The 25,614-nt window shown below is 34.4% G+C and carries 22 protein-coding genes and 1 CRISPR repeat array; of the genes, 17 read left to right on the forward strand and 5 right to left on the reverse strand.

What is annotated here, in order from left to right; genetic code table 11:
* Nucleotides 1-164: 164 nt before the first annotated feature.
* The 12 genes from ACPLVF_RS09545 to cas2 all read left to right on the forward strand — a co-directional run bounded on the left by ACPLVF_RS09545 (nt 165) and on the right by cas2 (nt 11,906).
* A complete protein-coding gene (locus tag ACPLVF_RS09545; protein WP_424907607.1) occupies nt 165-1,745 on the forward strand; it encodes a sodium-dependent transporter in 1,581 nt (526 codons plus the stop codon).
* Between the two features lie 16 nt (nt 1,746-1,761).
* A complete protein-coding gene (locus ACPLVF_RS09550; protein WP_424907608.1) occupies nt 1,762-1,863 on the forward strand; it encodes a MetS family NSS transporter small subunit in 102 nt (33 codons plus the stop codon).
* A gap of 144 nt (nt 1,864-2,007) precedes the next feature.
* Nucleotides 2,008-3,588: a sigma 54-interacting transcriptional regulator gene (locus ACPLVF_RS09555; protein WP_424907609.1), complete on the forward strand. Its 1,581-nt coding sequence runs from the start codon at nt 2,008-2,010 to the stop codon at nt 3,586-3,588.
* A 120-nt stretch (nt 3,589-3,708) separates the two neighbouring features.
* A complete protein-coding gene (gene cas6, locus ACPLVF_RS09560) occupies nt 3,709-4,437 on the forward strand; it encodes a CRISPR-associated endoribonuclease Cas6 (protein WP_424907610.1) in 729 nt (242 codons plus the stop codon).
* Nucleotides 4,434-4,829 carry a hypothetical protein gene (locus ACPLVF_RS09565; RefSeq protein ID WP_424907611.1) on the forward strand — a complete coding sequence of 132 codons (396 nt, stop codon included), beginning with the start codon at nt 4,434-4,436 and terminating at the stop codon, nt 4,827-4,829. Before cas6 ends, ACPLVF_RS09565 begins: the two co-directional genes overlap by 4 nt.
* A 162-nt stretch (nt 4,830-4,991) precedes the next feature.
* Nucleotides 4,992-6,077: a type I-B CRISPR-associated protein Cas8b1/Cst1 gene (cas8a1, locus tag ACPLVF_RS09570; protein WP_424907635.1), complete on the forward strand. Its 1,086-nt coding sequence runs from the start codon at nt 4,992-4,994 to the stop codon at nt 6,075-6,077.
* Nucleotides 6,070-7,014, forward strand: a complete 945-nt coding sequence (cas7i, locus tag ACPLVF_RS09575; RefSeq protein WP_424907612.1) for a type I-B CRISPR-associated protein Cas7/Cst2/DevR — start codon at nt 6,070-6,072, stop codon at nt 7,012-7,014. Before cas8a1 ends, cas7i begins: the two co-directional genes overlap by 8 nt.
* A 2-nt stretch (nt 7,015-7,016) precedes the next feature.
* Complete coding sequence (gene cas5b, locus ACPLVF_RS09580) at nt 7,017-7,763, forward strand: type I-B CRISPR-associated protein Cas5b (RefSeq protein WP_424907613.1); 747 nt, start codon at nt 7,017-7,019, stop codon at nt 7,761-7,763.
* Nucleotides 7,753-10,092: a CRISPR-associated helicase Cas3' gene (gene cas3 / locus ACPLVF_RS09585; protein ID WP_424907614.1), complete on the forward strand. Its 2,340-nt coding sequence runs from the start codon at nt 7,753-7,755 to the stop codon at nt 10,090-10,092. The genes cas5b and cas3 overlap by 11 nt, the downstream gene beginning before the upstream one ends.
* A gap of 45 nt (nt 10,093-10,137) precedes the next feature.
* The gene (gene cas4, locus ACPLVF_RS09590) at nt 10,138-10,656 is read left to right on the forward strand and encodes a CRISPR-associated protein Cas4 (RefSeq protein WP_424907615.1); all 519 of its coding nucleotides are present in this window, start codon (nt 10,138-10,140) and stop codon (nt 10,654-10,656) included.
* Between the two features lies 1 nt (nt 10,657).
* The gene (gene cas1b, locus ACPLVF_RS09595; RefSeq protein ID WP_424907616.1) at nt 10,658-11,641 is read left to right on the forward strand and encodes a type I-B CRISPR-associated endonuclease Cas1b; all 984 of its coding nucleotides are present in this window, start codon (nt 10,658-10,660) and stop codon (nt 11,639-11,641) included.
* A gap of 1 nt (nt 11,642) precedes the next feature.
* The gene (gene cas2, locus ACPLVF_RS09600; protein ID WP_424907617.1) at nt 11,643-11,906 is read left to right on the forward strand and encodes a CRISPR-associated endonuclease Cas2; all 264 of its coding nucleotides are present in this window, start codon (nt 11,643-11,645) and stop codon (nt 11,904-11,906) included.
* 372 nt (nt 11,907-12,278) lie between these two features.
* Nucleotides 12,279-13,899: a CRISPR direct-repeat array (repeat unit 29 nt; unit sequence GTTTTCTATTAACTATGTGGGATGTAAAG).
* A gap of 324 nt (nt 13,900-14,223) precedes the next feature.
* Here the strand turns inward: cas2 and ACPLVF_RS09605 are convergent.
* Nucleotides 14,224-15,525, reverse strand: a complete 1,302-nt coding sequence (locus ACPLVF_RS09605) for a DNA recombination protein RmuC (protein WP_424907618.1) — start codon at nt 15,523-15,525, stop codon at nt 14,224-14,226.
* A gap of 277 nt (nt 15,526-15,802) precedes the next feature.
* On the opposite strand from ACPLVF_RS09605, the gene ACPLVF_RS09610 reads away from it, so the two are divergent.
* Nucleotides 15,803-17,995, forward strand: coding sequence for a heavy metal translocating P-type ATPase (locus ACPLVF_RS09610; RefSeq protein WP_424907619.1), 2,193 nt, complete (start codon nt 15,803-15,805; stop codon nt 17,993-17,995).
* Nucleotides 17,996-18,063: 68 nt separating this feature from the next.
* Here the strand turns inward: ACPLVF_RS09610 and cysK are convergent, their stop codons facing one another.
* Both cysK and ACPLVF_RS09620 read right to left on the reverse strand, forming a co-directional pair.
* Nucleotides 18,064-19,005, reverse strand: coding sequence for a cysteine synthase A (gene cysK / locus ACPLVF_RS09615; protein ID WP_424907620.1), 942 nt, complete (start codon nt 19,003-19,005; stop codon nt 18,064-18,066).
* A gap of 27 nt (nt 19,006-19,032) precedes the next feature.
* Nucleotides 19,033-20,370 carry a ThiF family adenylyltransferase gene (locus ACPLVF_RS09620; protein WP_424907621.1) on the reverse strand — a complete coding sequence of 446 codons (1,338 nt, stop codon included), beginning with the start codon at nt 20,368-20,370 and terminating at the stop codon, nt 19,033-19,035.
* Between the two features lie 214 nt (nt 20,371-20,584).
* On the opposite strand from ACPLVF_RS09620, the gene ACPLVF_RS09625 reads away from it, so the two are divergent.
* The 3 genes from ACPLVF_RS09625 to rlmD are packed head-to-tail and all read left to right on the forward strand — an operon-like array spanning nt 20,585 to nt 23,289.
* Complete coding sequence (locus ACPLVF_RS09625; protein WP_424907622.1) at nt 20,585-21,406, forward strand: histidinol-phosphatase; 822 nt, start codon at nt 20,585-20,587, stop codon at nt 21,404-21,406.
* Between the two features lie 16 nt (nt 21,407-21,422).
* On the forward strand, nt 21,423-21,905 hold the full coding sequence (trmL, locus tag ACPLVF_RS09630; protein ID WP_424907623.1) for a tRNA (uridine(34)/cytosine(34)/5-carboxymethylaminomethyluridine(34)-2'-O)-methyltransferase TrmL: 483 nt from the start codon (nt 21,423-21,425) through the stop codon (nt 21,903-21,905).
* A 19-nt stretch (nt 21,906-21,924) separates the two neighbouring features.
* Entirely contained in the window at nt 21,925-23,289 is a 1,365-nt protein-coding gene (rlmD, locus tag ACPLVF_RS09635) for a 23S rRNA (uracil(1939)-C(5))-methyltransferase RlmD (protein ID WP_424907624.1), read from the forward strand.
* A 23-nt stretch (nt 23,290-23,312) separates the two neighbouring features.
* Here rlmD and ACPLVF_RS09640 read toward each other — a convergent pair whose 3' ends face one another.
* The gene (locus tag ACPLVF_RS09640; protein WP_424907625.1) at nt 23,313-24,008 is read right to left on the reverse strand and encodes an LrgB family protein; all 696 of its coding nucleotides are present in this window, start codon (nt 24,006-24,008) and stop codon (nt 23,313-23,315) included.
* Nucleotides 24,001-24,366 (reverse strand): CidA/LrgA family protein, encoded by a 366-nt coding sequence (locus ACPLVF_RS09645; protein ID WP_424907626.1) that lies wholly within the window; start codon nt 24,364-24,366, stop codon nt 24,001-24,003. The genes ACPLVF_RS09640 and ACPLVF_RS09645 overlap by 8 nt, the downstream gene beginning before the upstream one ends.
* 143 nt (nt 24,367-24,509) lie before the next feature.
* Between ACPLVF_RS09645 and ACPLVF_RS09650 the strand changes: the two genes are divergently transcribed.
* A complete protein-coding gene (locus tag ACPLVF_RS09650; RefSeq protein WP_424907627.1) occupies nt 24,510-25,610 on the forward strand; it encodes an SLC13 family permease in 1,101 nt (366 codons plus the stop codon).
* The last annotated feature ends 4 nt before the right edge of the window (nt 25,611-25,614 follow it).

A 25,614-nucleotide genomic window follows, 5' to 3' on the forward strand; every position in this document is an offset into this window, starting at 1 on the left:
AAAGTGACATTTTCACTGAGAAATTTTAATATGACATTATCACAGAAATACAACACAAAAATAAATCAAGTATTGTAAATTTTGAAGATTTAAGGTATAATTATAGACAACTTTTTAACACTTTAAATTAAAAAAACAAAATTTTCACAAAGGGGGAGGTTTTTATGGCAGAAGGTAGAGAGAACTGGGGAACAAAGCTGGGGCTAATACTTGCTATGGCAGGTAATGCTATAGGCCTCGGCAACTTCTGGCGTTTTCCCTACCAAGCCGCAAAAAACGGCGGCGGCGCATTCATGCTTCCTTATTTTGCTGCACTTTTGATTCTCGGTATTCCCATAATGTATGTGGAATGGATGCAGGGAAGGTACGGCGGCAAATACGGTCACGGCACTGTCGGATGCATGATTTATTTACAGTCTAAAGAAAGGACATCTCATACTATAGCAGCTATTTTGGGGTCTCTGGCAGGAATGCTTGTTTTTTCCGTAGTAAGCCTTGTAAACGCTTATTATACTCAGATTATCGGATGGACTCTTGGCTATACTTATCTTTCCTTGACTGGCGGTTATATGGATAAGGCAGTATCAACAGGAGAGGTATTTGTTCACTATATCCAAACTCCGGGGCTTTCCATTACCTTCTGGGTGTTAGCCCTTCTTTTACTTGGTCTTGCGCTGACACGTGGGGTGCAAAAGGGTATTGAAGTATGGGCTAAGGTTATGATGCCTACTTTATATGTTCTCGGAATTATATTAATTATTAGGGCTTTGACATTAGGGACACCTGTAAATCCCGATTGGTCTCCTATCAAAGGGCTTGATTACCTGTGGAGTCCTCACTGGAATGAATTAAACTGGCAGTCAGCTCTTGCAGCAGCAGGGCAAATCTTCTTCACGCTCTCACTGGGTATGGGTATTATTCAAAACTATGCTTCCTATTTAAAACCCGATGAAGATATAGTCCTTTCTGCAACGGCAACCGTTTTCCTAAACGAATTTGCTGAAGTAATTTTGGGCGGCAGCATCGCAATACCTATTGCTTATACCTTTCTGGGAACTGAAGGCATTAAATCAGGTGTGGGCTTATCCTTTATAGCACTGCCAAACGTATTCAGGATGATGCCTGCAGGACAGATATTCGGTGCTTTCTGGTTCTTGATACTCTTTTTTGCTGGATTTACATCGGCTATTGCTATGTATAACTACCTGATCGCACTTTTGGAAGAGGATTTGAATGTCCCAAGAAGCATAGGTTCATGGATTGTTTTTGCACTTTATATAATCATAGGGCTTCCCGTAGCATTGGAACCTGTTCTTACAAAAACTGCAGAACTTGTATTTTTAACAGAACTTGACAACTGGGTAGGATCTTATTTCCTCGTAGTTGTAGGTTTAATTGAGGTTCTTGTAACCGGATGGCTCTTTGGTGAAAGGAAATCCTTGGAAGAAATCAATAGAGGAAGCTACTGGAAGATTTCTTCCGTATTTTTCAACGTAATGATTAAATGGGTAACACCGCTTGTAATAGCTATACTTCTTATTTTCTCAACAAGAAGCTACATTAAAGATGGTTATTTCAAATGGGTACCCAGCTTTGTAGAAAAGATGCCCAATCTTATACCTTGGGTGCAGGGAGCAAGATTATTGCTTTTTGCAATTCTTGTTATAGGCTTTGTTGAAGCCTACATGACCATTCAGAAGAAATACGGTCCCAATGCACAGGTAAAAAAGGCTATGAAGGCATAGATGGGAGGAATGTATAATGTCAGGCGGTGCTCTTGCGTTTATGTTATTGGCATGGGTAGTTATATTGGGCGGTGTTTATGTTACGATGTCAAATTTAATAAAATATCAGCAAAAGTAAGAGATTTTCTTGCTGCGGTTTTTGCCGCAGCTTTTTTGTTTTGCTAATTCGTTAAAATTCTCTGATTTTGTAGTAAAATAGATATGTAATATTTATTTAAAGTTAATAAAAATTATACAAAAGAGAGGGAGAATCATTTTTATTATGTTGCGCCTATTTATTAAAACCATAGACCGCGTTGGTATGGCTCTTGACCTTTTAAAAATTTTTTTTGAATTTGGAATTAATATAAGGGCAATGGAGGTTGGATCGGGTTTTGCGTATTTTTTAATTGATAAAAAACGTATCGATTTTAAAACATTAAAAGAAAGATTTATGAAAGAGAAAGATATAAAAGAAGTAAAGCTGGTTGACATGCTCCCCCAAGAAGAAAGGGAAAAAAAGATTTGGGCAGTGCTTGATGCGGCAAGTGAGGGTATCTTGGCGGTGGATAAAAACGGAATTATCACCCTTATGAATCCTGCTGCAGAAAAGATTTTGAACGTAAAGGCAAAAGATGCAATTGGGAAAAAGGCAGCAGAAATATTGTCCCCTGATATACCCATGCTTAAAACCATCAAAACCGGAGAAGGCTACGACAATGTGGAAATGGTTTTAAAAAAGGATGGCTCAAAATCCCATTATATAACGTCGGGAAGGCCTATACTAGACGAAAAGGGTAGACCCGTCGGCGCGGTTGCTTCCTTACAGGACATTGAAGCGGTAATGGCTTTGGTGCACACCTTTACAAGGCCCGCTATGATAACCTTTGAAGATATATTAGGGGAAAGCGAAAAGATAAAAAGGGTTAAAGAAATAGCAAAAATAGCCGCAAAGGGAACTTCTACTGTGCTTATAAGGGGAGAAAGCGGGACGGGCAAGGAGCTTTTTGCACGCTCCATCCACATGGCAAGTCCGAGAAAGGATAAACCCTTCGTAGCTGTAAACTGTGCCGCAATTCCCGATTCTCTCCTTGAAAGCGAGCTTTTCGGATATGAAGAAGGAGCCTTTACGGGGGCCAAAAAGGGAGGAAAACAGGGACTTTTCAAGTATGCTGACAAAGGCACCCTTTTTTTGGACGAAATAGGAGAACTTTCCACCCATTTGCAGGTAAAGCTTCTCAGGGTGCTTCAGGAAGGTAAAATAAGGAGAATAGGAGAAAACGAGGAAATACCAGTTGATGTAAGGATAATAGCTGCAACCAACAGGAACTTAGAAGAAATGGTAAGAATAGGAAAATTTCGTGAGGACCTTTATTACCGTTTGAACGTTATCCCCATTTACATCCCACCTTTGAGGGAAAGGAAAGAAGATATACCTTTGCTTGCTTACCACTTTGTAGAAAAATTAAATAAAAAATTAAATAAAAAAATAAAAGGTTTCAGCAAATCAGCAATGCAAAAACTTTTGGATTACAACTGGCCCGGAAATGTCCGGGAACTCGGCAATGTCATCGAAAGGGCGATGAACCTTTGTAATGAAGAGTATATAGACTCTGAGCACATCATTTTACGTGATGAGGATATAGATAGAGAAATTGCTGGTATAACCAAAAAAGAAGAGTTGCCCTGCAGCTTGAAGGAAGTTGTAAAAAAAGCAGAGATAGAAGCCATAAAAGATGCATTGAATAGGTCAAAGAGCATAAGAAGTGCAGCCAAACTCCTTGGCGTAACCCATGCAACTTTAATAAATAAAATGAAAGCTTACGGTATTAAACATAATAAGGGGAAATGGCAAAATTTGTAGTTTTTCTTTTTTTATAAAATTTTTCTCTATTTTTTAACAAAAAAATATTTAAAAATTATGATTTATTATGTTATATTAGAATTGATGTTATTATTTCTAATTTTTTAAGGGGGCGATAAATTGAGGTTTTCCTGTATTTTTAAAACGGATAGGCTTCCTCAGGCTTATAATATGCTTTTCGTTAGCCTGATAAAAGAAGCCTTAAAGAAATCTAATCCTGATTATTATGAAAAATTATATTTTTATGAAGGCCGGAGCAATAAGAAAAGTAAGAACTTTTGTTTTTCGGCTTTTATTAAAAACTTTGAAATAATAAATGAAACGCTTTATGTGAAAGATAAAGTTTTCTTTAATATCAGCACACCCGACTACGAATGTGGTATAAACATTTACAACGGACTTTTAAAAATGAAGAGTTTTAAGTATAGGGATTACAATCTTGAAAGAGAAAAGATTTTTTTGGCAAAAGAAAAAAGGATAAACGGGAATGAAGCGGTATTTAAAACCCTTTCGCCTATTTTTATTAAAGATAAGGACAATAACTTTTTAGACCCTGAGAATGAAGAATTTAATAAGGAATTAAATTATATAAGCGATATGATTCTTAAAAATTACAGAGGTTGCGGATTAAAAGAACCATTAGAGTTTCAAAGTGTTCTTATGAAAAAGAAGGTTGTCAAAGAAGAAATCGAGAGTTTCACAGAAATTACTGGTAAAAAAACGTATTACGTCAACGCTTACTCTGGGGTATTCAAGTTAAAAGGGAATATAGAAGACCTTGAAGACCTTTATAAATTAGGTATCGGCTTTAGACGTTCTCAGGGATTTGGAATGATTGAGGTGGTATGATGGAAAGGGTATATTTAGGTGATTGGGCGTATAACGCTGGGATCGTCGGATTTATTGAAATAATGTTGGATGGCCAGAATCTTGATGAACAAGATATTATAAAAATCGGGGAAAATTATATTGAGTTTGATAGAAGCAGCTTATCAGGTTTTTCTGAAAAATTTTTCAAAAAGGCTTACGAAAGGTATCCAAGAACTGATGAAGTAATAATTTTAGTAAAAAAAATTTATGACCAGATTTTAAATAACAACTTGGATAATGAAACAAAAGAAGAATTATCTAAATTGAAAACAAGGGTTGACGGTTTTAGTAAATTAAATAAGGCCTTAGATAAGGAAAATATTAAACTTGCCAGAAATTATAGTAAAGAAGAAGCGTTAAGATATGTCTAGAAAATTATAGAAATATTAAAAAATAATAAAAGTGAATTTATAGAAAATGATGTAAAGACATATCTTGCAACTATAAGCTCTATATATGGGCAAAAAAGTTTCCTTCAAAAGAGTGTAACAGATGAACTTTTAGAAAAATTTAAAGTAGATTTCGAACAACCTATTGTAAATAAATCAAATGAATATGATAGAAATAATTCATGTATTTTTTGTGGGTTAAGGCCTGCTAAAAAAGATGCAATGCTTGATACGGGCCTTGTAAGTTTTCTCGGAGCAAATAAGGATAATAAAAATTTCTTTTGGAATTTTAAGCCTAAACTACCCATTTGCGAAATCTGCGAGTTAATATATTTTTCTATCTTCGCAGGGTTGACAGAATTTAGATACGGGCAAAATAAGAAATTCTATTTTGTGGACAGAAATGAATCTGTAAAGGAACTTTATAGGTCAAATAAACTTTTTATGAAAAAGATGGCAAAAGAAGAAAATTTGTTAAAAGAAAAGGGCATATTAAATTTCCTTAATGACTACATTCTATTGAAACTTAAAGAAGAAAGCAATTTTACACTTGCCAACATAGCTTTTATAGAAATAGATTTATCTTCGAGCTTCCCTAAGGTTTATGGATTTAATATTTCAAAGCAAAAGGCCCAATTTATTACATCAAATTACGATAGTCTTAAAAAACTGACTGGAAGCTATTTCAGGGCGAAAGACAATACTAATTATATATTTGAAAATTTCATGCAAAACATTTTAAACAATACTCAAAGTTATCAATTTCTCGGAATACTTGAACAAATTTACATTAATTCTCTAAAACCAAACTCAACATATAATACTAATCTATCAGCTTATAAACTTCAGCTTTATAATATTCTTACTTATAAATATTTAAAAATTTTTAAGCGAGGTGAAAAGAGGATGGATGAAAAGCAATTATGGCGGATGTATTATTTTGGGCAGGAACTTAAAAAGTTGTTTATTGCAAGGGAAAGCCAAAACAAGATATCATCATTGGCTTATAGGTTGATATCTGCATTAAGAGTCGGGGACATTAATACCTTTATGAACCTTATGATCAGAACTTATATGAGTTTTGACAAAGAGGTACCATCTTTATTTGTATCTTGTATTAATGATGAAGAGAGTTTTTGTGCGCTTGGTTACAGCTTTGTAAATGGACTTTTAGGGCAAGAAAAAGAAGAAGAATCAAATAATAAGGAGGAGGTTTTATCAAATGAATAATAATGGTGGAATTACAATATCTGTGATTTTTGAGGGTATGAGCTTAAACTATGGTGAAAGTTTAGGGAATATATCTGAGCTGAAAAAACTTACTCGTGAAAATAAGGTCTATACATATATATCAAGGCAGGCATTAAGGTATGAAAAGTTTAAGTTTATTTTGGAGAATACCAGATACGAACTTACCCCTGTAACAGGTAATGAACAGGTGATTCAATTTGCAAAAGAAGCAAAAATAAAAGATTATCCAGAGATAGACTTTTTTGGATATATGAAGACATCAGGCCAAGGGCAAAATTCACAAAATAGGACAGCAGTTGTAAAAATTACTCCTGCAATTTCTTTAGAAGAATATAAAAACGATATTGAATTTGCTACGAACTTGAATTTAGCACAAAGGGCTGTAATCCAAGGAATAAAAGCTAATCCTAATCCCTATCAGTTCGAACAGCATAAGTCATTATATACCTATACTGTTTCCATTGATTTGGACAGGTTGGGCAGAGATTTTAATGATAAAGGTGAAGTTATTGATGAGGTAGAAACTCAAGAAAAAATAAGGAGGATTAATATACTTTTTGATGCCATTAAGTTCTTAAGCCGCGATATCAAGGGCAGAAAAGAGAATTTAAGTCCTTTATTTGTAATAGGAGGGCTATACCCAATTAAAAATCCATTCTTTTTAAATAGAATAAAACTTATTAAAAAAGATTCAGGTTTTGGAATTGATTCAAGGTTAATAAAAAGCACATGCGAACTCACCCTGCCAAATAGCAAGAAAGTAAAAGATTATACATTGATAGGGATTTTAGAAGGATACTTTGTAAATGATCAGGAAATTTTAAATTTATTACCGGGTGCAAGCGGTTCTATTGATTACTTCTTTGAGACATTAAAGGAACGTACAAGAAAATATTATGAAGAGGGGACTATTTAAAAATGTCTCTGAAAGTTTTAAAGATAAAACTCTATCAGCCTTTTGCAAATTTTAGAAAACCCTTTTCTTATGGCGTTGTAGATTCTTATCCTTTACCTCCGCCATCAACGGTAAAAGGTTGGCTACATAATATTCTCGGTGCAAAAAATGGAGAATATTACAAAATGGCTGTATCAATTGCAGGAAAGTTTGATTCTACGGTATATGACATCCAAAAGATTATTAAATTTGACAGAGTTAGAAAAGAAAGCAACCCAAGCTCAATATTAAGAGAATATTCATCTACAGTAATTTCATCAATGATTTATGTTACAAATTTGATAGATGTGGAGCTTTGTATTCATGTAAATTCTAAACCAGAGATACTGGAAAGTATACTTAATAACATTTATTCATCCTTTTGGGGGCTCGGGAGAAAAGAAGATTTAATGAGGATAGACTTTGTAGAAAGCATTGAAGCAAAAACTATTAACTATTTTGAGTATATGCGACAGCAGTTGCCATCCTATGGTATGTATTTAAAACAAGAAACAGCTGAAAAGTTTAGGGTTGAGGGTATTAAATTTAGGCTGAATTATAAATATGAAAAAACATCTGATGGCCTAAGGGTATTTACTACTAAAAAAGATGTGGTATATGTTAATTCCCTAAATGTGTTAAAACCTATTTTAACCTTTGATGAGAATGTTTTAGTGGATGATGAAGGTATACTTATTGACTTGATAGGTGATGAAGAATATGAAAACTGATTACAATAAAATTCCTCTTTATGCAAAAAGGTTTAAAACGCCTGAAGGTTATGAATATCAGACAATATATGAGCATACTTTAGAATTGCTAAACAATATGGATAGATTGTTTAAAGAATACTCTGCAGAAATAGAAGAAGGACTAAAAAACCTCAATATAGACATCGAAAAATTTAAATACCTACTGAAACTTGCAGCAATATATCACGACCTGGGTAAGGCAAATGCATTATTTCAAGTAAAGATAAGAGATAAACAAAAAAATAAAGAGGTGCCTCGGGGCAAAACATTGCCTCACGAGGTACCTCATAACTTTGTTTCTTTAGTATTTGTGGATATAAACAAAATTGTAGAAGATATAAAAAATGGTAAGTTTACTTGTGATGAAGGGAATATACTATTTTATACAATTGCTTTTTCCCATGATAGAGAATTTGATTGTGATATAGAATATTTTAAAAATTATATCGAACAAGGGGTTATAAATTTTTTGAATAATCCAGATTTATGTTGGTTTCTAAAATACACTTCAGGCAGTATAGATGCGCAAAATATAATAGAAAATGCTATTTTTTCATGGAAGATAATAGAACAATTTAAAAGAGAAATGTTGAAAGAAATTTTTAATTTTGAAGATTATAATACGCGATTTAAAGTTATATTAAAAGGATTTTTACACAGGCTTGATCATGCAAGCTCTGCGCAGGTTACTGTAGAAGAAAAGAGAATAGATGATTTTCCAAAAAAAGTTGAGCTTTATCTAAAAGAAAAAGGTAATTTTAGCAGTTTCAAAGATTTTCAAAAGAAAGCAGTAGAACTTTCCGAAAAAAATGTAATATTATTTGCCCCTACAGGCAGTGGTAAAACCGAATTTGGCTTAAATTGGGCAAAAAAGGGAAAATTGGTTTACACCCTTCCGATAAGAGTATCGATAAATGCAATGTATGAAAGGTTTATAAAGGTTTTTGGAGAAGGCAAAGTTGGGATTTTACATTCTGACAACCTTTTATACTTAATGGGTAATGAAAAATACCAGACGGAAGGGGAACTTGAGTTTTTGTTTAACAATATAAACCTTTCAAAGAATTTAAGTCTTCCAATAATTGTTACAACAGGAGACCAAGTATTCACCTCTGCATTAAAATGGCCAGGATTTGAGAAAATTTATTCTCTGTTTTTATATTCAAAGCTTGTTATAGATGAACCTCAAAGCTATTCACCTGAAGCTTTAGCAATTATTATAAAAACCCTTGAAGAAATTATAAAAATAAATGGTAAGTTTTGTCTAATGAGTGCAACTATTAATCCCATTATATTGAAATATATAGGAGATCATGCTGAATATCTCCAAGCTTATTCAGATGAAGATTTAAAATCAGTGCATTCGCACATTGTTTCTATTAAAGAAAATTCAATTTTGGAAGCTATTGAAGAGATTATCTATGAAGCAAAGAGAAAAAATGTTCTTGTGATTTGTAATACGGTAAAAAGGTCTCAAGAGGTTTTTAAAGCTATTAATGAAGAACTTAAAAAGTCAGGTGAAGAAATAGAAATAGAACTTTTGCATTCAAGGTTTATAGAAAGTCAGCGAAGAAAAAAGGAATTAGCAGTTTTAAACAATAAAAAAACAAATAGCATCTTCATTTCAACACAAATTGTAGAAGCTTCATTAGATATTGACTTTGATATATTATTTACAGAGCTTTCTTCAGCGGATTCACTTTTGCAGCGTATGGGAAGGGTATATAGAAAAAGACGATATGATAGAAAAGAACCAAATGTAATAATTTTTACAAAAGATATAAGTGGAATAGGAATGGTATATGAGGATGAAATTGTAAAGAGAACTTGGGAGTTCTTGAAGAGTTTTAATGGAATCTTTCTAACTGAATACGATAAGAAAAGGTTGAACGAATATGTCTACGATATTAATAATATTTCAGAAACAAAATTTATGAAAAAATTTAGAAAAGCATATGAAATGTTACAGTATGGCTACAAAGCAGAGAATAGATTTGAGGCACAAAAAGTATTCAGAGATGTTTTTACAGTTTGTGCAATCCCCCGTTCGGTGTATGAGAAACACTTTGATGAAATTTTAAAAAATATAGAGATGTTGAATCAAAAAAATATGAAGTCTATCGAAAAAGCGAAAATAATTTCAAATATTAGAGATTATACAGTGAATACACCAGGTTATTTAATTTCAAAATCAGGAGTAAGTATTTTTGATAAAAATTTAGGAATATTTATTACGAATTACGATTATGATGAGCAGTTAGGGCTTATCTCAGAAGATGATGAATCACTTAATAACAATATATTATGAGAATGAATACTTTTAAGTGACGATGTTTTTAAGAAGGTGTAATCCATGGATTTTGATTTTGAAAAATATAAAACACAGGGAATAAAGGTAAATTATTATTACATTTGTAAGAGAAAATTATGGCTTTTTGACAAAGGAATGAGTTTTGAAAAAAATTTCGACAGAGTACTGCAAGGAAAGATTTTACATGAGAATACATTCCAAAGAGAAAAACATAAAGATTTACTGATAGATGATATGATAAAAATTGACGTTGTTGCTGATGACCATATTAAAGAAGTCAAAATATCCAGTAAAATGAAAAACCCGGATATAATGCAGCTTTTATATTACCTTTTTTATTTAAAACAATTAGGTATTAGTAAAAAAGGTACTATCAATTACGTTAAAGAAAAAAAGGTGGTTGAAGTAGAACTGACAGAAGAAGATGAAAAAGAAATAAAGACTGCTCTTATTGATATAAAAGAAATATTAATGATGAAAAAGCCTCCAGAAGTAAAAAAACTTCCTTACTGTAAAAAATGTGCGTACTATGAATATTGTTATGCCAAAGAGGTCGATTGAGATGTATAAGGACTATTATATTTTTAGTAACGGAAGGATTTTACGAAAAGAAAATACCATTTACTTTGAAGATAAAGAAGAAAATAAAAAACCTATACCAATTGAACAAATTGAGAGATTGCATATTTTCGGTGAAACAGATTTAAATACTAAATTTTTGGGACTTGTATCTCAATATGATATAATATTAAACTTTTACAATTATTATGGATATTATATTGGAAGTTTCATACCGAGAAAGAAAAACGTTTCAGGTTTGTTGCTCATAAAACAGTCAGAAAGTTATATTTTTCATGAAAAAAGGTTATATTTTGCAAAATGCTTTGTAGAAGCTGCAGTTTTTCACATTTTGCGAAATTTAAGAAACTATAAAGAAAAAACTGAAAAAATTATTGAAGAGATAGAAGGAGAAAAAGAAAATATTTCAAAAGTAAGGGAAATTGAGGAACTAATGGGTATAGAAGGAAGAATAAGGAAAAAATACTATGAATCCTTTTCATTATTTTTAAATAACGATTTTGGTTTTACCAAAAGAGAAAAAAGACCGCCTACAGACCCCTTAAATGCTCTTATTTCTTTTGGAAATGGTATGATGTACAATACGGTGTTAGGAGAAATTTATAAAACCCAGCTTGACCCTACTATTAGTTATTTGCACGAACCCTCCTCTAAAAGATTTTCATTAAGCCTTGATATTGCTGAAATATTTAAACCATTAATAGTTGATCCGGTAATATTTTACTTAATAAATAACAGGATGTTAAAAGAAGATGACTTTAACATCGAAGAAGGTATATGTTTTTTAAACGATGAGGGTAAGAAAAAATTTATTAAAGAATATCAAAATAAACTTGAAACTACCATCAAACATAGGGCTTTAAACAGAAAGGTATCTTATAGGACTCTAATAAGACTTGAATGCTATAAAATTATAAAATCCCTTATAGAGGATGAACCTTATAAGCCATTAAAGGCTTGGTGGTAAAATGTTTGTTATAATAACTTACGATGTATCTGAAAGACGAGTAAATAAGGTCAGAAAAGTATTAAAAAAATATCTTATATGGACGCAAAATTCCGTTTTTGAAGGGGATATTACAGAAGCGAAATTATATAAATGCTTGTCTGAAGTTAATAAAATTATGGATAAAAGAGAAGATTCTATATACGTTTATAAAATTGAAAATCCCCGCAATTTAACTAAGGATGTAATAGGAATAAGTAAAAACCTGGACGATATGTTTTTATAAAAATCTGCAGCGAACTTAACTATAAAATAAACTTATTGTTAACATAGTATTTTTCATTTTCACAAGACAATTTATCGTTAAAATTTATTTTCAGAATTATAACTTTGCTGCAAAAGATTATATTATTTATCTTATAAAAACCAATAAAAATGTTATTTTTTAATACTGTTTTTTAGGGTTTTCTATTAACTATGTGGATCCCTAATTTTCACTACGCCTACCTTCTGCCAAGCGGTGCCGGGTTTTCTATTAACTATGTGGAGTTATACCCCGATTCAGTCGGCGATAAACTTAGGAGGTATGGACGTTTTCTATTAACTATGTGGAGTTATACCGCAGGAATACAAACCGGCAAGAAGCAGCGTTTTTTAGGTTTTCTATTAACTATGTGGGATGTAAAGTAGTGACCCGACAGCAACAAAGGCTTTGAAACTGGCTTCGGGTTTTCTATTAACTATGTGGGATGTAAAGTTTTTTTGAGACGCTTTTACCCGCCTTGCAGGCTAAGTTTTCTATTAACTATGTGGGATGTAAAGTAATAATAGAAACAAAAGAAGGAAATATAATTCAACGTTTTCTATTAACTATGTGGGATGTAAAGCTGTCACAAGCGAAAGCGGCGGTGGGGTTACAGTTACGTTTTCTATTAACTATGTGGGATGTAAAGTCGTTTATTATGCGACAAGAAACTGAGGGTGAAGCGGATGTGTTTTCTATTAACTATGTGGGATGTAAAGGCAAAGTGGGAATATATTAATGGTGAATTTATTGAAAAAGTTTTCTATTAACTATGTGGGATGTAAAGTCAGGCTGTGCTTCCAGCTTTAAAACGATTGGAGGCGTTTTCTATTAACTATGTGGGATGTAAAGTACAATGTTGAAAGTGGCGATACTTGGTGCAGTTTGGGTTTTCTATTAACTATGTGGGATGTAAAGCTTATTTTATTCCACCTCTGCCCCCGCCCCTGCATTGCGTTTTCTATTAACTATGTGGGATGTAAAGCGTTCAGACAAAAGAGGATGATCCCAACATACCAGCAGTTTTCTATTAACTATGTGGGATGTAAAGTCACAATCTTTTATTTAAAATTCTTTTTCAAAATAAAGTTTTCTATTAACTATGTGGGATGTAAAGGGAACTGTCAAAGTTGTTGTCATAGACAGCAACAAGGTTTTCTATTAACTATGTGGGATGTAAAGTTTCGCACACGCCATACTTCATATTTAGTTAGCTTCTGGTTTTCTATTAACTATGTGGGATGTAAAGCTGTTGGGAGACGCAGAAGGGCAAGAGGCAAGGAAACGTTTTCTATTAACTATGTGGGATGTAAAGAAAGTAGCAGCAATGCCCCAACCAATACCTCCTAATGTTTTCTATTAACTATGTGGGATGTAAAGTCCTCAATTGCATATTGAATAACAGCAGAAGTTACAGTTTTCTATTAACTATGTGGGATGTAAAGTAAATCAACATGGATAAAACTTCCGAAATAAAATCGTTTTCTATTAACTATGTGGGATGTAAAGAAGTTTATCTGTCCCCCATCCATAACGCTTTAGTATATTGTTTTCTATTAACTATGTGGGATGTAAAGCATGATAAGAATCGACAAACGAAATCCGGACGAAATCGTTTTCTATTAACTATGTGGGATGTAAAGATAATTGAGCCAGCACTTCTTCAGCGTCGGCTTTTCTCCGTTTTCTATTAACTATGTGGGATGTAAAGATTGTTAAGGCGATGTATGAATGTGCAAAAAATTATGGTTTTCTATTAACTATGTGGGATGTAAAGGGGGAATTTTGCAGTCTATACATGGATTTTAGGCGGGGTTTTCTATTAACTATGTGGGATGTAAAGATATTCGCAATTTTCTATTTCTTTATTGCGTATTTCGTTTTCTATTAACTATGTGGGATGTAAATCCAGATGAAGTAGTCTATCGGATGGTGGAAATATATGGGTTTTCTTTTAATTATATGGTATATAAAGCTGTTATGGGTGCCTGCAATGACCTGAGGATTTTTAAGTTGTAAAAGTGGAGATTTTATTTTGTTGTTTATTTTAATTATTCAATAAACATTGAAATACAGTAATACTTAATACTTACTTTGGTAATATATGTAAAACATTATGCACGTGAGTAAATGTAGTTATTTTCAGCTACATAGGAAATTAGTTATGATGGTAGCCCTGGAGGAGTACAACCCTGAAGATTTGGGAAGTTTACTTGTGATAATATTTTCAAATTGGGTAATAAGCGACTCATATTGGTGCAAGGTAGTTCGCAACATGCCCTCTTAATTTTTTTATATACTACATTACGTTTTCATCTTCAGCTGTAATAAACAGAGAAAGAATTTCTTGAGTTTCTTCGTGTGATATTTGCTCTACATCTTTTAATTTTCTATCGATGGTGCGTGTCTTTTTCGATGCGGTTTCGATAGCATCCTGAGCCTCTTGCAATTTTTTGTTTATTTTTTCCAAGAGTTCTGCGAACTTTCCTATCTCTGTTTTTACAGCTCCAAGTAATTTCCACACTTCTTCGGCTTTTCTTTCGATAGCAAATATTTTAAATCCCTGCCTTAAACTGCTAAGGACTGCTGACAGAGTAGTGGGACCTGTTATCAATACTTTGTAATCCCGTTGAAGGGTTTCTATAAATCCGGGCCTTTTCAAAGCTTCTGCAAAAAGGCTTTCAGTGGGAAGAAACATTATAGCAAAATCTGTAGTATGAGGTGGGCATATGTATTTCTCCTTTATATCTTTAGCGCACTGCTTTAGGCGATTCTCCAGCTCCTTTTTTAACTTTTCTGTTTCTATAGAATCGCCTTTTTCTTCAGCGTCAATTAACCTTTCAAAATCATCCATGGGGAATTTTGCATCAATGGGGAGCCAGATATAGCTTCCTGATGAACCGTTTTCTACCGGTATTTTAACAGCGAATTCTACGGTTTCGCTGCTTGTTGGTTTCACCCTCACATTTTTTTCGAATTGGCCGGGGGCCAATAGGTCTTCTATTATGCCTTCAAGCTGGACCTCCCCCAAAATTCCACGAGTTTTTATGTTTGAGAGGATTTTCTTTAGATTCCCCACATCGCTCATCAAGGTTTGCATTTCTCCCAACCCGCTGTGTACCTGTTCTAACCTTTCACTCACAAGTCTAAAAGACTCTGAAATACGAGCATTAAGGGTAGACTGTAGTTTTTCGTCAACAACCTGCCTCATTTGTTCAAGTTTTAAGCTATTTTCGGTTTGAATGTCTTTTAATTTTGATTCTAAGGTATCCCTCATTTTATTTAATCTTTCCTCAGTTTTGTCAGCTAAGGAAGATACTGTATCCGAAAAGTTTTTTATAAGGTTTTGTTGTGCAATATTCATCTGATTTATATTTGAGGTTATGGCATTGCCGAGAGTGCTCACTAGATTTGCTGTTTCTTCTCTGCTACTTTTGATGTTTTCTTTTATCAAACCTTCCAAATATTTTTGTCCATTATCCAGAGTTGATAAAATCTTTATAAGTTCAGGATCAACTTTTTTCTTTGATGTTATGGATATTACTTCCAAAATAATGATGACGGCTAATAAAAGTACAATTACAATGCTGTTTCCGTTCATTAAATAATACCTCCTTAAATTTGAAATATCTATTATTGTTAAAAGTTTAGAGATAATTAATTTAGTTATTAATTTAATTATACTATTCTATATTAGGGGAAAAAAGAAAACAGATTAGCCTCAACCATAATTTTTATAAAAAAATTATTAAATAAACCCTATAAGGGTATTTGCTAAAAAAATATTAAAACCCAAAGTAATTGTAATATAATTAAAATGTGATATAATAAAAACAAGATACCCCTATAGAGTATATGTATTTAAAGGGAGTGAAATTATGGCAGGTCAAATAAAAAAAGTAGAATTTAACATCAAAGGTATGACTTGCGCTGCATGTGCAGCCCGTATTGAGAAAGTGCTTTCGCGAAAACCTGGCATTTTAACAGCTTCAGTAAATTTAGCTACTGAAACAGCCACTGTTGAGTATGAAGAGGATATAATAGATGTATATAAAATTATTAGTATAATTCAAGAACTGGGTTATGATGCCGTTGAAAAGGAAGAAAAGGATGCTCTCTTAGAAAAAGAGGAAAAAAAGAAGGAAGTTGAATCTTTAAAAAAGCTCGTTGTAATTTCTTTTTTCCTTACTGCTCCTCTTGTGTTTACAATGGTTTTTAAGCTTTTAGGTTTTCACGGTGGTGTATTTGAAAATCCTTGGATTCAATTGATGCTTGCAACACCTGTACAATTTTTAATAGGTTTTAGGTATTATAAAGGGGCTTATCATAGTTTAAAGAGCGGTTCGGCGAATATGGATGTGCTTATCGCTTTGGGTACAAGCGCTGCTTATTTTTATAGCTTTTACAATATTCTTACTTTACCCAAGGAGATGATACATGAACACCTTTACTTTGAATCCTCTGCTGTTATAATTACCCTTATTACACTCGGAAAATATTTGGAAGCGGTTGCAAAGGGCAAAACCTCTGAAGCCATTAAAAAGTTGATGGGGCTTCAGCCAAAAACTGCGAGGGTGGTAAGGGAAGGCATAGAAAGGGATATACCCGTAGAAGATGTTAAAGTTGGCGATATTATAGTAGTAAGGCCAGGAGAAAAGATACCTGTAGATGGTGTCATTATAGAAGGGTATTCTTCAGTAGATGAATCTATGTTAACGGGTGAGAGCATACCTGTAGAAAAGAAAGTAGGGGATGAAGTAATCGGAGTAACCATCAACAAAACCGGCAGTTTCAAGTTTAAGGCAACAAAAGTTGGAAAGGATACGGTGCTTTCTCAGATTGTAAAGCTGGTAGAACAGGCTCAGGGCTCCAAAGCTCCAATACAGAAGCTTGCTGATAAAATATCCGGTGTCTTTGTCCCCTTCGTAATATTTGTCGCACTTATAACATTTTTTATCTGGTATTTTGCATACGGCGATTTCACCAGGGGCTTAATAAACGCGGTGGCGGTTTTGGTGATCGCATGTCCTTGTGCCCTCGGGCTTGCTACGCCCACTTCGGTTATGGTGGGGACGGGAAAAGGTGCTGAATACGGTGTGCTAATAAAAGGCGGTGAGCATTTAGAAAAAGCTCACAGTATAAATACTATAATATTGGATAAAACAGGAACTATTACAAAGGGGGTACCGGAGGTCACCGATATAATATCTTTGGGAAATTTGAGTAAAGAGGAAATTCTAAATCTTGCAGCCTGCGCAGAAAAAAATTCTGAGCACCCTTTAGGTGAAGCAATCGTGAAAAAAGCAAAGGAAAAAAGCGACATTCCCGAACCTGAAAGTTTTGAAGCAATACCTGGCCATGGAATATATGCCGCTATTGGGGATAGGGAAATCTACTTAGGTAATCGCCGACTGATGAAGCTAAAGGATATTCCTACAGATGAAGTGGAAGATATCTTAGAAAAGCTTGAAGATGAAGGAAAAACCGCCATGATTTTGGCTGTTGGTGGAAAAATAGAAGGTATAATTGCGGTAGCGGATACTCTAAAGGAAAATTCTAAAGTTGCTATTGAAGAGTTAAAGAAAATGGGTATAGAAGTTTGGATGATAACGGGAGATAATGAACGTACCGCAAGGGCCATTGCACAAAAAGTGGGTATAGACCACGTAATAGCTGAAGTTCTTCCGGAACATAAAGCAAAAGAAGTGGAAAGGCTAAAAAAACAGGGGAAAATCACAGCAATGGTAGGAGACGGCATAAACGATGCACCTGCTCTTGCTGCAGCTGATGTAGGGATAGCCATAGGCACCGGCACTGATGTGGCTATAGAGACCGCCGATATAGTGCTTATGAGCGGTGATTTGAAGGGTATTGTAACTGCAGTTAAATTAAGCCGTGCTACTATGAGAAATATTAAACAGAACCTCTTTTGGGCGTTTATTTACAATACCCTTGGAATTCCCCTTGCAGCTTTTGGGTATCTCAGTCCTGCAATAGCTGGCGGTGCTATGGCTTTCAGCTCGGTTTCGGTAGTAACTAATGCCTTAAGGCTGAGGAGGTTTAAACCTTAGGCAATAGAAAAAAAATAAGGAAGCCCTAAAAAAGGCTTCCTTCTTTGCATATTTAGCCTCATCTTAATCTATTCTGAAGGGAAAAGACCTTCGACACTTAAATAACGCTCTCCCGTATCGGGAAGCACCGTTACCACAAGATTTCCAGGCTTTAATGATTTTGCCACCTTTTTGGCGGCAAAAACGGCAGCTCCCGAAGATATACCCGCTAGGATACCTTCTTTTGAGGCAAGCTCTCGAGTATAAAAATAGGCTTCTTCATTGCTGACTGTAATAATCTCATCCACTAAATTGAGGTCAAGCACCTTGGGAATAAATCCTGCGCCTATACCCTGAATATTGTGAGTTCCCGGTTTGCCACCGGAGAGCACCGGAGAAGCTTCCGGCTCTACGGCTATAATTTTTATATGAGGAATCTCTTTTTTCAATACCTTTGCAACACCCGTTAAGGTACCGCCTGTTCCTACTCCTGCCACAAAGGCATCAAGCTTTCCTCCTGTCTGGTTTAGAATTTCTATTGCTGTGGTTTTTTCGTGGATTTCGGGGTTTGCTGGGTTCTCAAACTGCTGAGGCATGAAGTAGTCTTTATTTTGATTTAAGATTTCCAAGGCTTTTTCAACTGCACCTTTCATTCCAAGTTCTGGAGGAGTGAGTACCAATTCAGCACCGTAAGCTTTTAAGATTTTTCTTCTTTCTACGCTCATGGAAGCGGGCATAACGAGTATCAGCCTATAACCTTTTACTGCACACACCATAGCAAGGCCTATGCCGGTATTACCGCTTGTAGGTTCTACTATAGTGGCTCCGGGTTTTAAAATCCCTTTTTTTTCAGCGTCCAAAATCATATTAAGGGCTATTCTATCTTTTATACTTCCTCCCGGATTGAAGGATTCGATTTTTGCAGCTATTAAAGCTCCTTCTTTTGGGGAAAGTTTTGAAAGCCTGACCATAGGGGTCATGCCTATTAAGTCTAAGATTGAATTTTTTATTTCAAAAATATTTCTTTCCATTTCATAACGTCCTTTCTAATGAATATTTTAATTATTTTCGCAGTAAAATTCATATTCGTCGTTCAGCTGTTTTATTATAGGATTTTGGCCGCAAACCGGACAGTCTGGGTTCCTTTTTAAATCGGGCATTATAAAGTCGAGCTCTAAAGCATCGAAAAATAAAAGCTTTCCGCTCAATAGTTTACCCATCCCTGTCAATATTTTTACTGCTTCCACTGCTTCGATAAATCCCAAGATTCCGGGGACAGGTCCGAGTATGCCCGTCTCGGAACAGGAAGGAATACTGCCCGCAGGCGGCATTTTGGGAAAAACGCAGCGGTAACATGGACCTTTTCCCGGGATTATGGTCATTCCGAGCCCTTCAAACCTTAAAACTCCGGCTTCGGCAAGGGGTTTTTTTGTCAAGACACATGCATCGTTTAAAAGGTAGCGAGTGGGAAGATTATCCACACCGTCTATCACCACATCGTAATCTTTAATAATTTCAAGGGCATTTTCCTTAGTGAATCGAGTGTGGTATTTTATGATGTTTAAATTTGGGTTTAATCTTTTCAGGAAAATTTCTGCAGATTCTACCTTAGGCATACCGATTCTTGAAGTAGAGTGTAAAATTTGCCTGTTTAAATTGCTTATTTCAACATTATCGCTGTCCACAAGGCCGATTGTCCCTACGCCTGTTAAGGTAAGTGCCAATGCTGCAGGTGAGCCAAGGCCTCCGGTACCCACTATAAGTACCTTTGATTTGGAAAGTAATTCCTCTATTTTTTTATCTTCAATAATTTCTGAGCTTTCGGTACCTAAGAAAGAATTCACATTTTTAAATTCCATATTTAATAGATTAAAGTGTAAGGGGGTTTCAAGAAGCCTTCCCAAGTTTAGTATAAGCTTTGCAGCTTCAATGGAACATATTGCGCCTGCAAGACAGTCGGAAAATACTTTTCCAATAAGCTTTTCATTAATGGTCTCATTATATTCGGGAAATTGATTATCAAAAAATTTTGCCCTTTTTACCGTTCTTATATGTCCCTTCCAAGGATAAGTTGCTGCAAATACTGCCGGAATGTCTTTTAATTTTTCTGCTGCTTTAAACTCGTTCAAAAGAATGCAAAAATCAATTTTGATAATTTCAGGATTTATTTCATCTTCGCTTAGAAATTCTATTTTTAAATCCGGATTTAAATCTTCGAGGTTTTCTTTTAAAAGCTGATATTCCCCATCGAATTTTTTAAAAGAACAATATATACGCTCTATACCTAAGGCTGTAAGGTATAAAAGCAAAGGCAATGCACTTTTAAGAGATGTTGAGACCACAAGTCCTGATGATTCAATAAGTTTTTTTTGGCCCGGACCGCTAATTTCTGGCATAATTATGTGCCTTAAAAACCTATTGATTTTTTCTTTTGGTAACAGCAGAAGGACTCCCCCTTTTAAATTAATTCCTACTAAATTGATAGGAATTCTTTAAAATAATTTTATAGTTTAATCTAAATAATGTCAATTTCTACTTTTATTTTATCCTACTTTTTTGGTATTTTAATAATAGTAAAATAATAAATAATAAAAAAAGGATGATTGCAGGATGAAGCTTAAGGATTATCATGTACATATTGAAAAAGGGCCATATACTTTGGAATGGCTCAAAAAATTTTTTGATACCGCTGAAAAAAGAAATATAGGGGAGTTAGGAATTTCCGAACATCTTTATCGTTTTCATCAGGCTAAAGCTTTGTGGCGGGGAGGGCCGATAAGGAATGAGTGGCATGAAAAAAGGGCGGTAATGGATATTGATGATTATATTGAACTTATAGAAAGGGCTAAAAAGGAAGGCTATCCGGTAAAGCTCGGCGTTGAAGCGGATTATTTCCCGGAAAATGAAGATATTATAAGGGAGTTTATTAAAAATTATCCTTTTGATTACGTCATAGGGTCAGTCCACTGGCTTTCCGAGTTCGGCTTTGACAATCCGGATAGAATTTTTGAGTGGGAAGGAAAGGACATTGATAGGGTGTACGAGGAGTATTTTGAGACATTGATAAAGGCTGTAAAATCGGGTATTTTTGATTTTATAGCCCATCCTGACCTTGTAAAAATATTTAACTACAGGGCAAAATCTGACCTTTCAAGTTTATACGAAAGTTTAGCTCGGGAAATAAAAAATATGGATTTATGTGTAGAAATAAGCACCGCAGGACTCCGAAAGCCCGTAAAGGAAATATATCCTTCAAAGGAACTTATGAATTATTTTGCAAAATACTATATTCCGGTAATACTAAATTCGGATGCCCACTGCCCCGAAGATGTGGGGAAAAATTTTGAAGAAGCTGTAGAGTTTATAAAAAGCTTTGGCTATAACAAATTGTGCTATTTTGAAGAAAGAAAGAGAAAAGAATACGAGATTTGAATAGGAGGAAAATAAGATGTTTCACATAGTTTTGGTCGAACCTGAGATTCCTCAAAACACAGGGAATATTGCAAGAACCTGTGCAGCAACTGGGGCTGTGCTTCACTTGGTAGGGCCCTTAGGTTTTTCTTTGGAAGATAAATACTTAAAAAGGGCAGGCCTCGATTACTGGAATTTAGTAGACGTGAGGTATTACCAAAATTATGAGGAATTTGAGGAAAAAAATAAGGGGAATACCATGTACTTTTTAACTACCAAGTCGGAAAAATGCTACACTGAAGCTGCTTTTAAGCCTGGGGACTATTTGGTATTCGGAAAAGAAACAGCAGGACTGCCTGTGGACCTTCTTAAAAGGAACTGGGATTATACATTGAGAATCCCTATGGTGGACGATGCAAGGTCATTGAATCTTTCCAATTCCGTTGCAATAGTGCTTTACGAAGCATTAAGGCAAAATGGTTTTGCCGGACTTAAAATAAAAGGGCCTTCTAAAAAATAAAAAGGGGAGGATGTACCGATTGGTCGAAATTAAGGTTGGGCAATCCTATGAAGTAGTAATCGAAAATATGGCCCATGAAGGACAGGGCATTGCAAGGATAGAGGGTTTTACGGTTTTTGTGGAAGGGGCAATTTTTGGCGAAAGGGTGCTTGCAAGGATAAATAAGGTTACAAAATCTTATGCTATTGCTGAAGCGGTAAAAATTATTGAGGCTTCAAACTACAGGCAAAAACCCTTTTGTACATATGCGGAAAACTGCGGCGGATGCGGCCTTCAGCATATGTCCTATGAGGGACAACTGGTATTCAAAAAAATGAAGGTAGAAGACAGCCTAAAGCGAATAGGCAAAGTAGAAGCGATAGTATACGATACCATAGGGATGGAGAATCCTATAAATTATAGAAATAAAGCGCAGTACCCCATAGGGATGAAGAATAATAAACCTGTGATGGGTTTTTTCATGAAGAGGACTCACGAAATAGTCCCCATTGAATACTGTCCCATACAGTCAAAGGAGAGCAATGAAGCACTTTTGGCAGTAAGGGAATGGGTAGAAAGATACAATATCTCGATATATGATGAAATTCACCATAAAGGGCTTGTAAGGCACCTTGTAACGAGGCATGCAATAAAAACGGGCGAGGTTATGGTCGTCCTCGTTATTAACGGAGAGAATATACCCAAGAAAAAAGAATTAATCGAACTATTAAAGCTTAAAGTTAATGGTCTTTCATCGGTGTATTTAAATATAAACACTAAAAAAACCAACATAATTATGGGAGAAAAAAATATTTTGATTTTCGGCAATCCTACCATTACCGAATACATAGGGGATATAAAGTTTTCCCTTTCTCCTCTTTCCTTTTTTCAGGTAAACCCCGTTCAGGTAAAGGTGCTGTATGATAAGGTTTTAGAATTTGCTGAATTAAAAGGGGATGAGACGGTTTTAGATGTATACTGCGGGATAGGCACAATTTCCCTTTACCTTGCAAAAAAAGCAAAGAAGGTTATAGGCATCGAAGTTGTAAGGGATGCGGTAAGGGATGCAAGGGGAAATGCAAAAATGAACGGAATTTCCAATGCTGAATTTATGGAAGGGGAAGCGGAAAAAATCATGCCCGAGCTTGCAGAAAAAGGAACAAAACCCGATGTGGTTGTAGTTGACCCACCGAGGAAGGGCTGCGAAAAAGAGGTGCTTTTTGCTATTGCCGAAATGAATCCTCAAAAAATAATTTACGTTTCATGTAACCCTGCTACATTAGCAAGGGACCTCGGGATTTTGAAAGAAAAGGGCTATGAAACCCAATTTGTCCAGCCCGTAGATATGTTTCCCCATACGCATCACGTGGAGTGCGTAGCGTATCTAAATTTTAACATTTCTTAAATCTTAAATTAGTATTTTTAAAATCATAGTATCATTTTTACTATAAACGGTATTATCAGAGATGTTATAATCCCTGCAAGGCCAATTGCAAGGCCGCTCATAGCCCCTTCGATTTCTCCTTCCTGAACAGCTCTGGAAGTTCCAAGACCATGGGCTGCAGTACCTATTGCAATGCCCTTTGCGATTTTATTATTAATCCCAGCTATTTTAAGTACCTCGGGTCCCATCATTGCCCCAATTATGCCTGTAATTATTACAGCTGCTGATGTAAGAGATGGGTACCCCTTTAATATGTTTGAAATTTCAATAGCAATAGGAGTGGTAACGGACTTTGGTGCCAATGAAAGGGCTATTGTCTTATCAGCACCAAGAAAAGAAGCAATTAATGCTGCTGATAAAATCCCGGCAACCGAACCGCATAAAATTCCGACAAAAATTGCCATCCTATATTTCAAAATTAAATCTATATTTTTGTATAACGGAATGGCTAAGGCTACTGTAGCAGGACCTAAAAGAAAGCTTATATACTTTCCGCCTTCATTATAGTTTTGGTATGGGATTTTAAAGGTTAAAAGCATTATTATAATAAGAGAAGTTGCTATAAGCATTGGATTTACTACATAAGATTTTGTTCGATTTTGAAGAAATAGGCCTATTTCAAAAGCTATGAGGGTAACGGTAACACCGAATACGGGGCTTTTAATAATTTCTTTAATCATCTTTATCTACCTCTTTTTTAATGCCCATAATTAACTGGGTAATGTGACCTGTTATTATTAAAACTATAAAGGTGCTCAGCACTATTGATGAAAGAATGGGAACAGCGTTTTTTGAAATTGCATCAAAGTATAAAATAATTCCTACTCCAACAGGAACAAAGAATAAGGATAAATTCTTTATAAGACCGGTCCCTACGTTTTCAACATCACTTAACTTTACAATACGAGTTACCAGAGCTAAAAATAAAAGAATCATTCCTATTACATTACCGGGTATAGGAATATTTAACCCTTTTGAAATAAACTCTCCTAAAAAAAGAAATATCATTATTATAGAAAAACCTTTTATAATTTCCATTTATCATGTCCCCACTTAAATATAATGTGAAGAGAAATGGATCTTAGGCCTTTATTCTAAAGTGTTTACTATTGATGTTATTATAGCACTAAATGCGTTATTATTCTACTATAGCATTTGCTGGTAGTAAAGGAGGACTGTAATTGATAAAAAAATTTGCAGATAAAGCAAAAGAAGACGTTGTTTTATTGATATCCTTTTTTCTTGCAGTTTTTACTTCTTTTCTTTCAACTCCTAAGATTGAATACATAGATTTCAAAGTTTTAATCTCACTTTTTAACCTTATGATAGTAATCGAGGCTTTTGAGGATTTAAAACTTTTAGAGATGTTAGCAATTAATATACTGGATAAATTTAACAATGAACAGAGAGTTACTTTAGCCCTTGTTTTACTTACTTTTCTCTTTTCAATGTTTATCACCAATGATGTAGCGTTGATAACCTTAGTACCTTTGGCGCTGATAATTGCGCAAAAAACAAAGATAAACCCTGCAGAAATAATCGTATTTCAAACGCTTGCTGCTAACATTGGCAGCAGCCTAACTCCTATAGGTAATCCACAAAATCTTTTTCTATTTTCTAAATACAAAATAGGAATTATTGAATTCTTTAAAATAATGTCGCCCTTTGTGCTTTTAGGACTTGTTGTCTTGTATTTATTAGTTCTAAAAATACCAAGAGAAATTATAAATTTTCATATTGAACAAGTTGAGGTAAAAGATAAAACTAAGGCTGTTATATTTAGTTTGCTATTTATATTGATTATTTTATCTATTTTTAATGTGATCAATTATTATATAGCCTTTGTTATAACGATCATTGTAACATTTATTATAAATAAGAAAATTTTTATTCAAGTGGATTATGCACTTTTGTTAACCTTTGCCTTCTTTTTTATTTTCATAGGCAATTTATCGTCCTTAGATAGTATAAAAGCATATTTTATAAAACTCTTGTCAAGGCCAAAAACAACTTTCATTTCCTCAGTTATATTGAGTCAGTTAATAAGCAATGTTCCTTGTGCTATCCTGCTTTCTGGATTTACGAAAAATTACAGGGAGCTTCTTTTAGGAGTAAATATTGGGGGAATGGGGACTTTAATTGCATCCCTTGCGAGTGTAATATCCTTTAAGTTTTATGTAAACGAGTATAAAGGATATAAAAAGGATTATTTGATAAAATTTACCGTTTACAATTTGTTTTTACTTACATTATTTTCAATATTATTTGGAGTCCTAATTTGAAACT

This window comes from Thermovenabulum sp. (assembly GCF_049701175.1).
Taxonomy (GTDB): Bacteria; Bacillota; Thermosediminibacteria; order Thermosediminibacterales; family Thermosediminibacteraceae; genus Thermovenabulum.

Coding starts and splice junctions, on each gene's coding strand:
- ACPLVF_RS09640 (WP_424907625.1), bottom strand. CDS start 24,008: ATGATTAAAGAAATTATTAAAAGCCCCGTATTCGGTGTTACCGTTACC.
- ACPLVF_RS09610 (WP_424907619.1), top strand. CDS start 15,803: ATGGCAGGTCAAATAAAAAAAGTAGAATTTAACATCAAAGGTATGACT.
- ACPLVF_RS09545 (WP_424907607.1), top strand. CDS start 165: ATGGCAGAAGGTAGAGAGAACTGGGGAACAAAGCTGGGGCTAATACTT.
- cas2 (WP_424907617.1), top strand. CDS start 11,643: ATGTTTGTTATAATAACTTACGATGTATCTGAAAGACGAGTAAATAAG.
- cas7i (WP_424907612.1), top strand. CDS start 6,070: ATGAATAATAATGGTGGAATTACAATATCTGTGATTTTTGAGGGTATG.
- ACPLVF_RS09605 (WP_424907618.1), bottom strand. CDS start 15,525: ATGAACGGAAACAGCATTGTAATTGTACTTTTATTAGCCGTCATCATT.
- ACPLVF_RS09555 (WP_424907609.1), top strand. CDS start 2,008: ATGTTGCGCCTATTTATTAAAACCATAGACCGCGTTGGTATGGCTCTT.
- ACPLVF_RS09625 (WP_424907622.1), top strand. CDS start 20,585: ATGAAGCTTAAGGATTATCATGTACATATTGAAAAAGGGCCATATACT.
- cas1b (WP_424907616.1), top strand. CDS start 10,658: ATGTATAAGGACTATTATATTTTTAGTAACGGAAGGATTTTACGAAAA.
- ACPLVF_RS09620 (WP_424907621.1), bottom strand. CDS start 20,370: ATGCCAGAAATTAGCGGTCCGGGCCAAAAAAAACTTATTGAATCATCA.
- ACPLVF_RS09645 (WP_424907626.1), bottom strand. CDS start 24,366: ATGGAAATTATAAAAGGTTTTTCTATAATAATGATATTTCTTTTTTTA.
- trmL (WP_424907623.1), top strand. CDS start 21,423: ATGTTTCACATAGTTTTGGTCGAACCTGAGATTCCTCAAAACACAGGG.
- ACPLVF_RS09565 (WP_424907611.1), top strand. CDS start 4,434: ATGATGGAAAGGGTATATTTAGGTGATTGGGCGTATAACGCTGGGATC.
- ACPLVF_RS09550 (WP_424907608.1), top strand. CDS start 1,762: ATGTCAGGCGGTGCTCTTGCGTTTATGTTATTGGCATGGGTAGTTATA.
- cas5b (WP_424907613.1), top strand. CDS start 7,017: ATGTCTCTGAAAGTTTTAAAGATAAAACTCTATCAGCCTTTTGCAAAT.
- cas3 (WP_424907614.1), top strand. CDS start 7,753: ATGAAAACTGATTACAATAAAATTCCTCTTTATGCAAAAAGGTTTAAA.
- cysK (WP_424907620.1), bottom strand. CDS start 19,005: ATGGAAAGAAATATTTTTGAAATAAAAAATTCAATCTTAGACTTAATA.
- cas4 (WP_424907615.1), top strand. CDS start 10,138: ATGGATTTTGATTTTGAAAAATATAAAACACAGGGAATAAAGGTAAAT.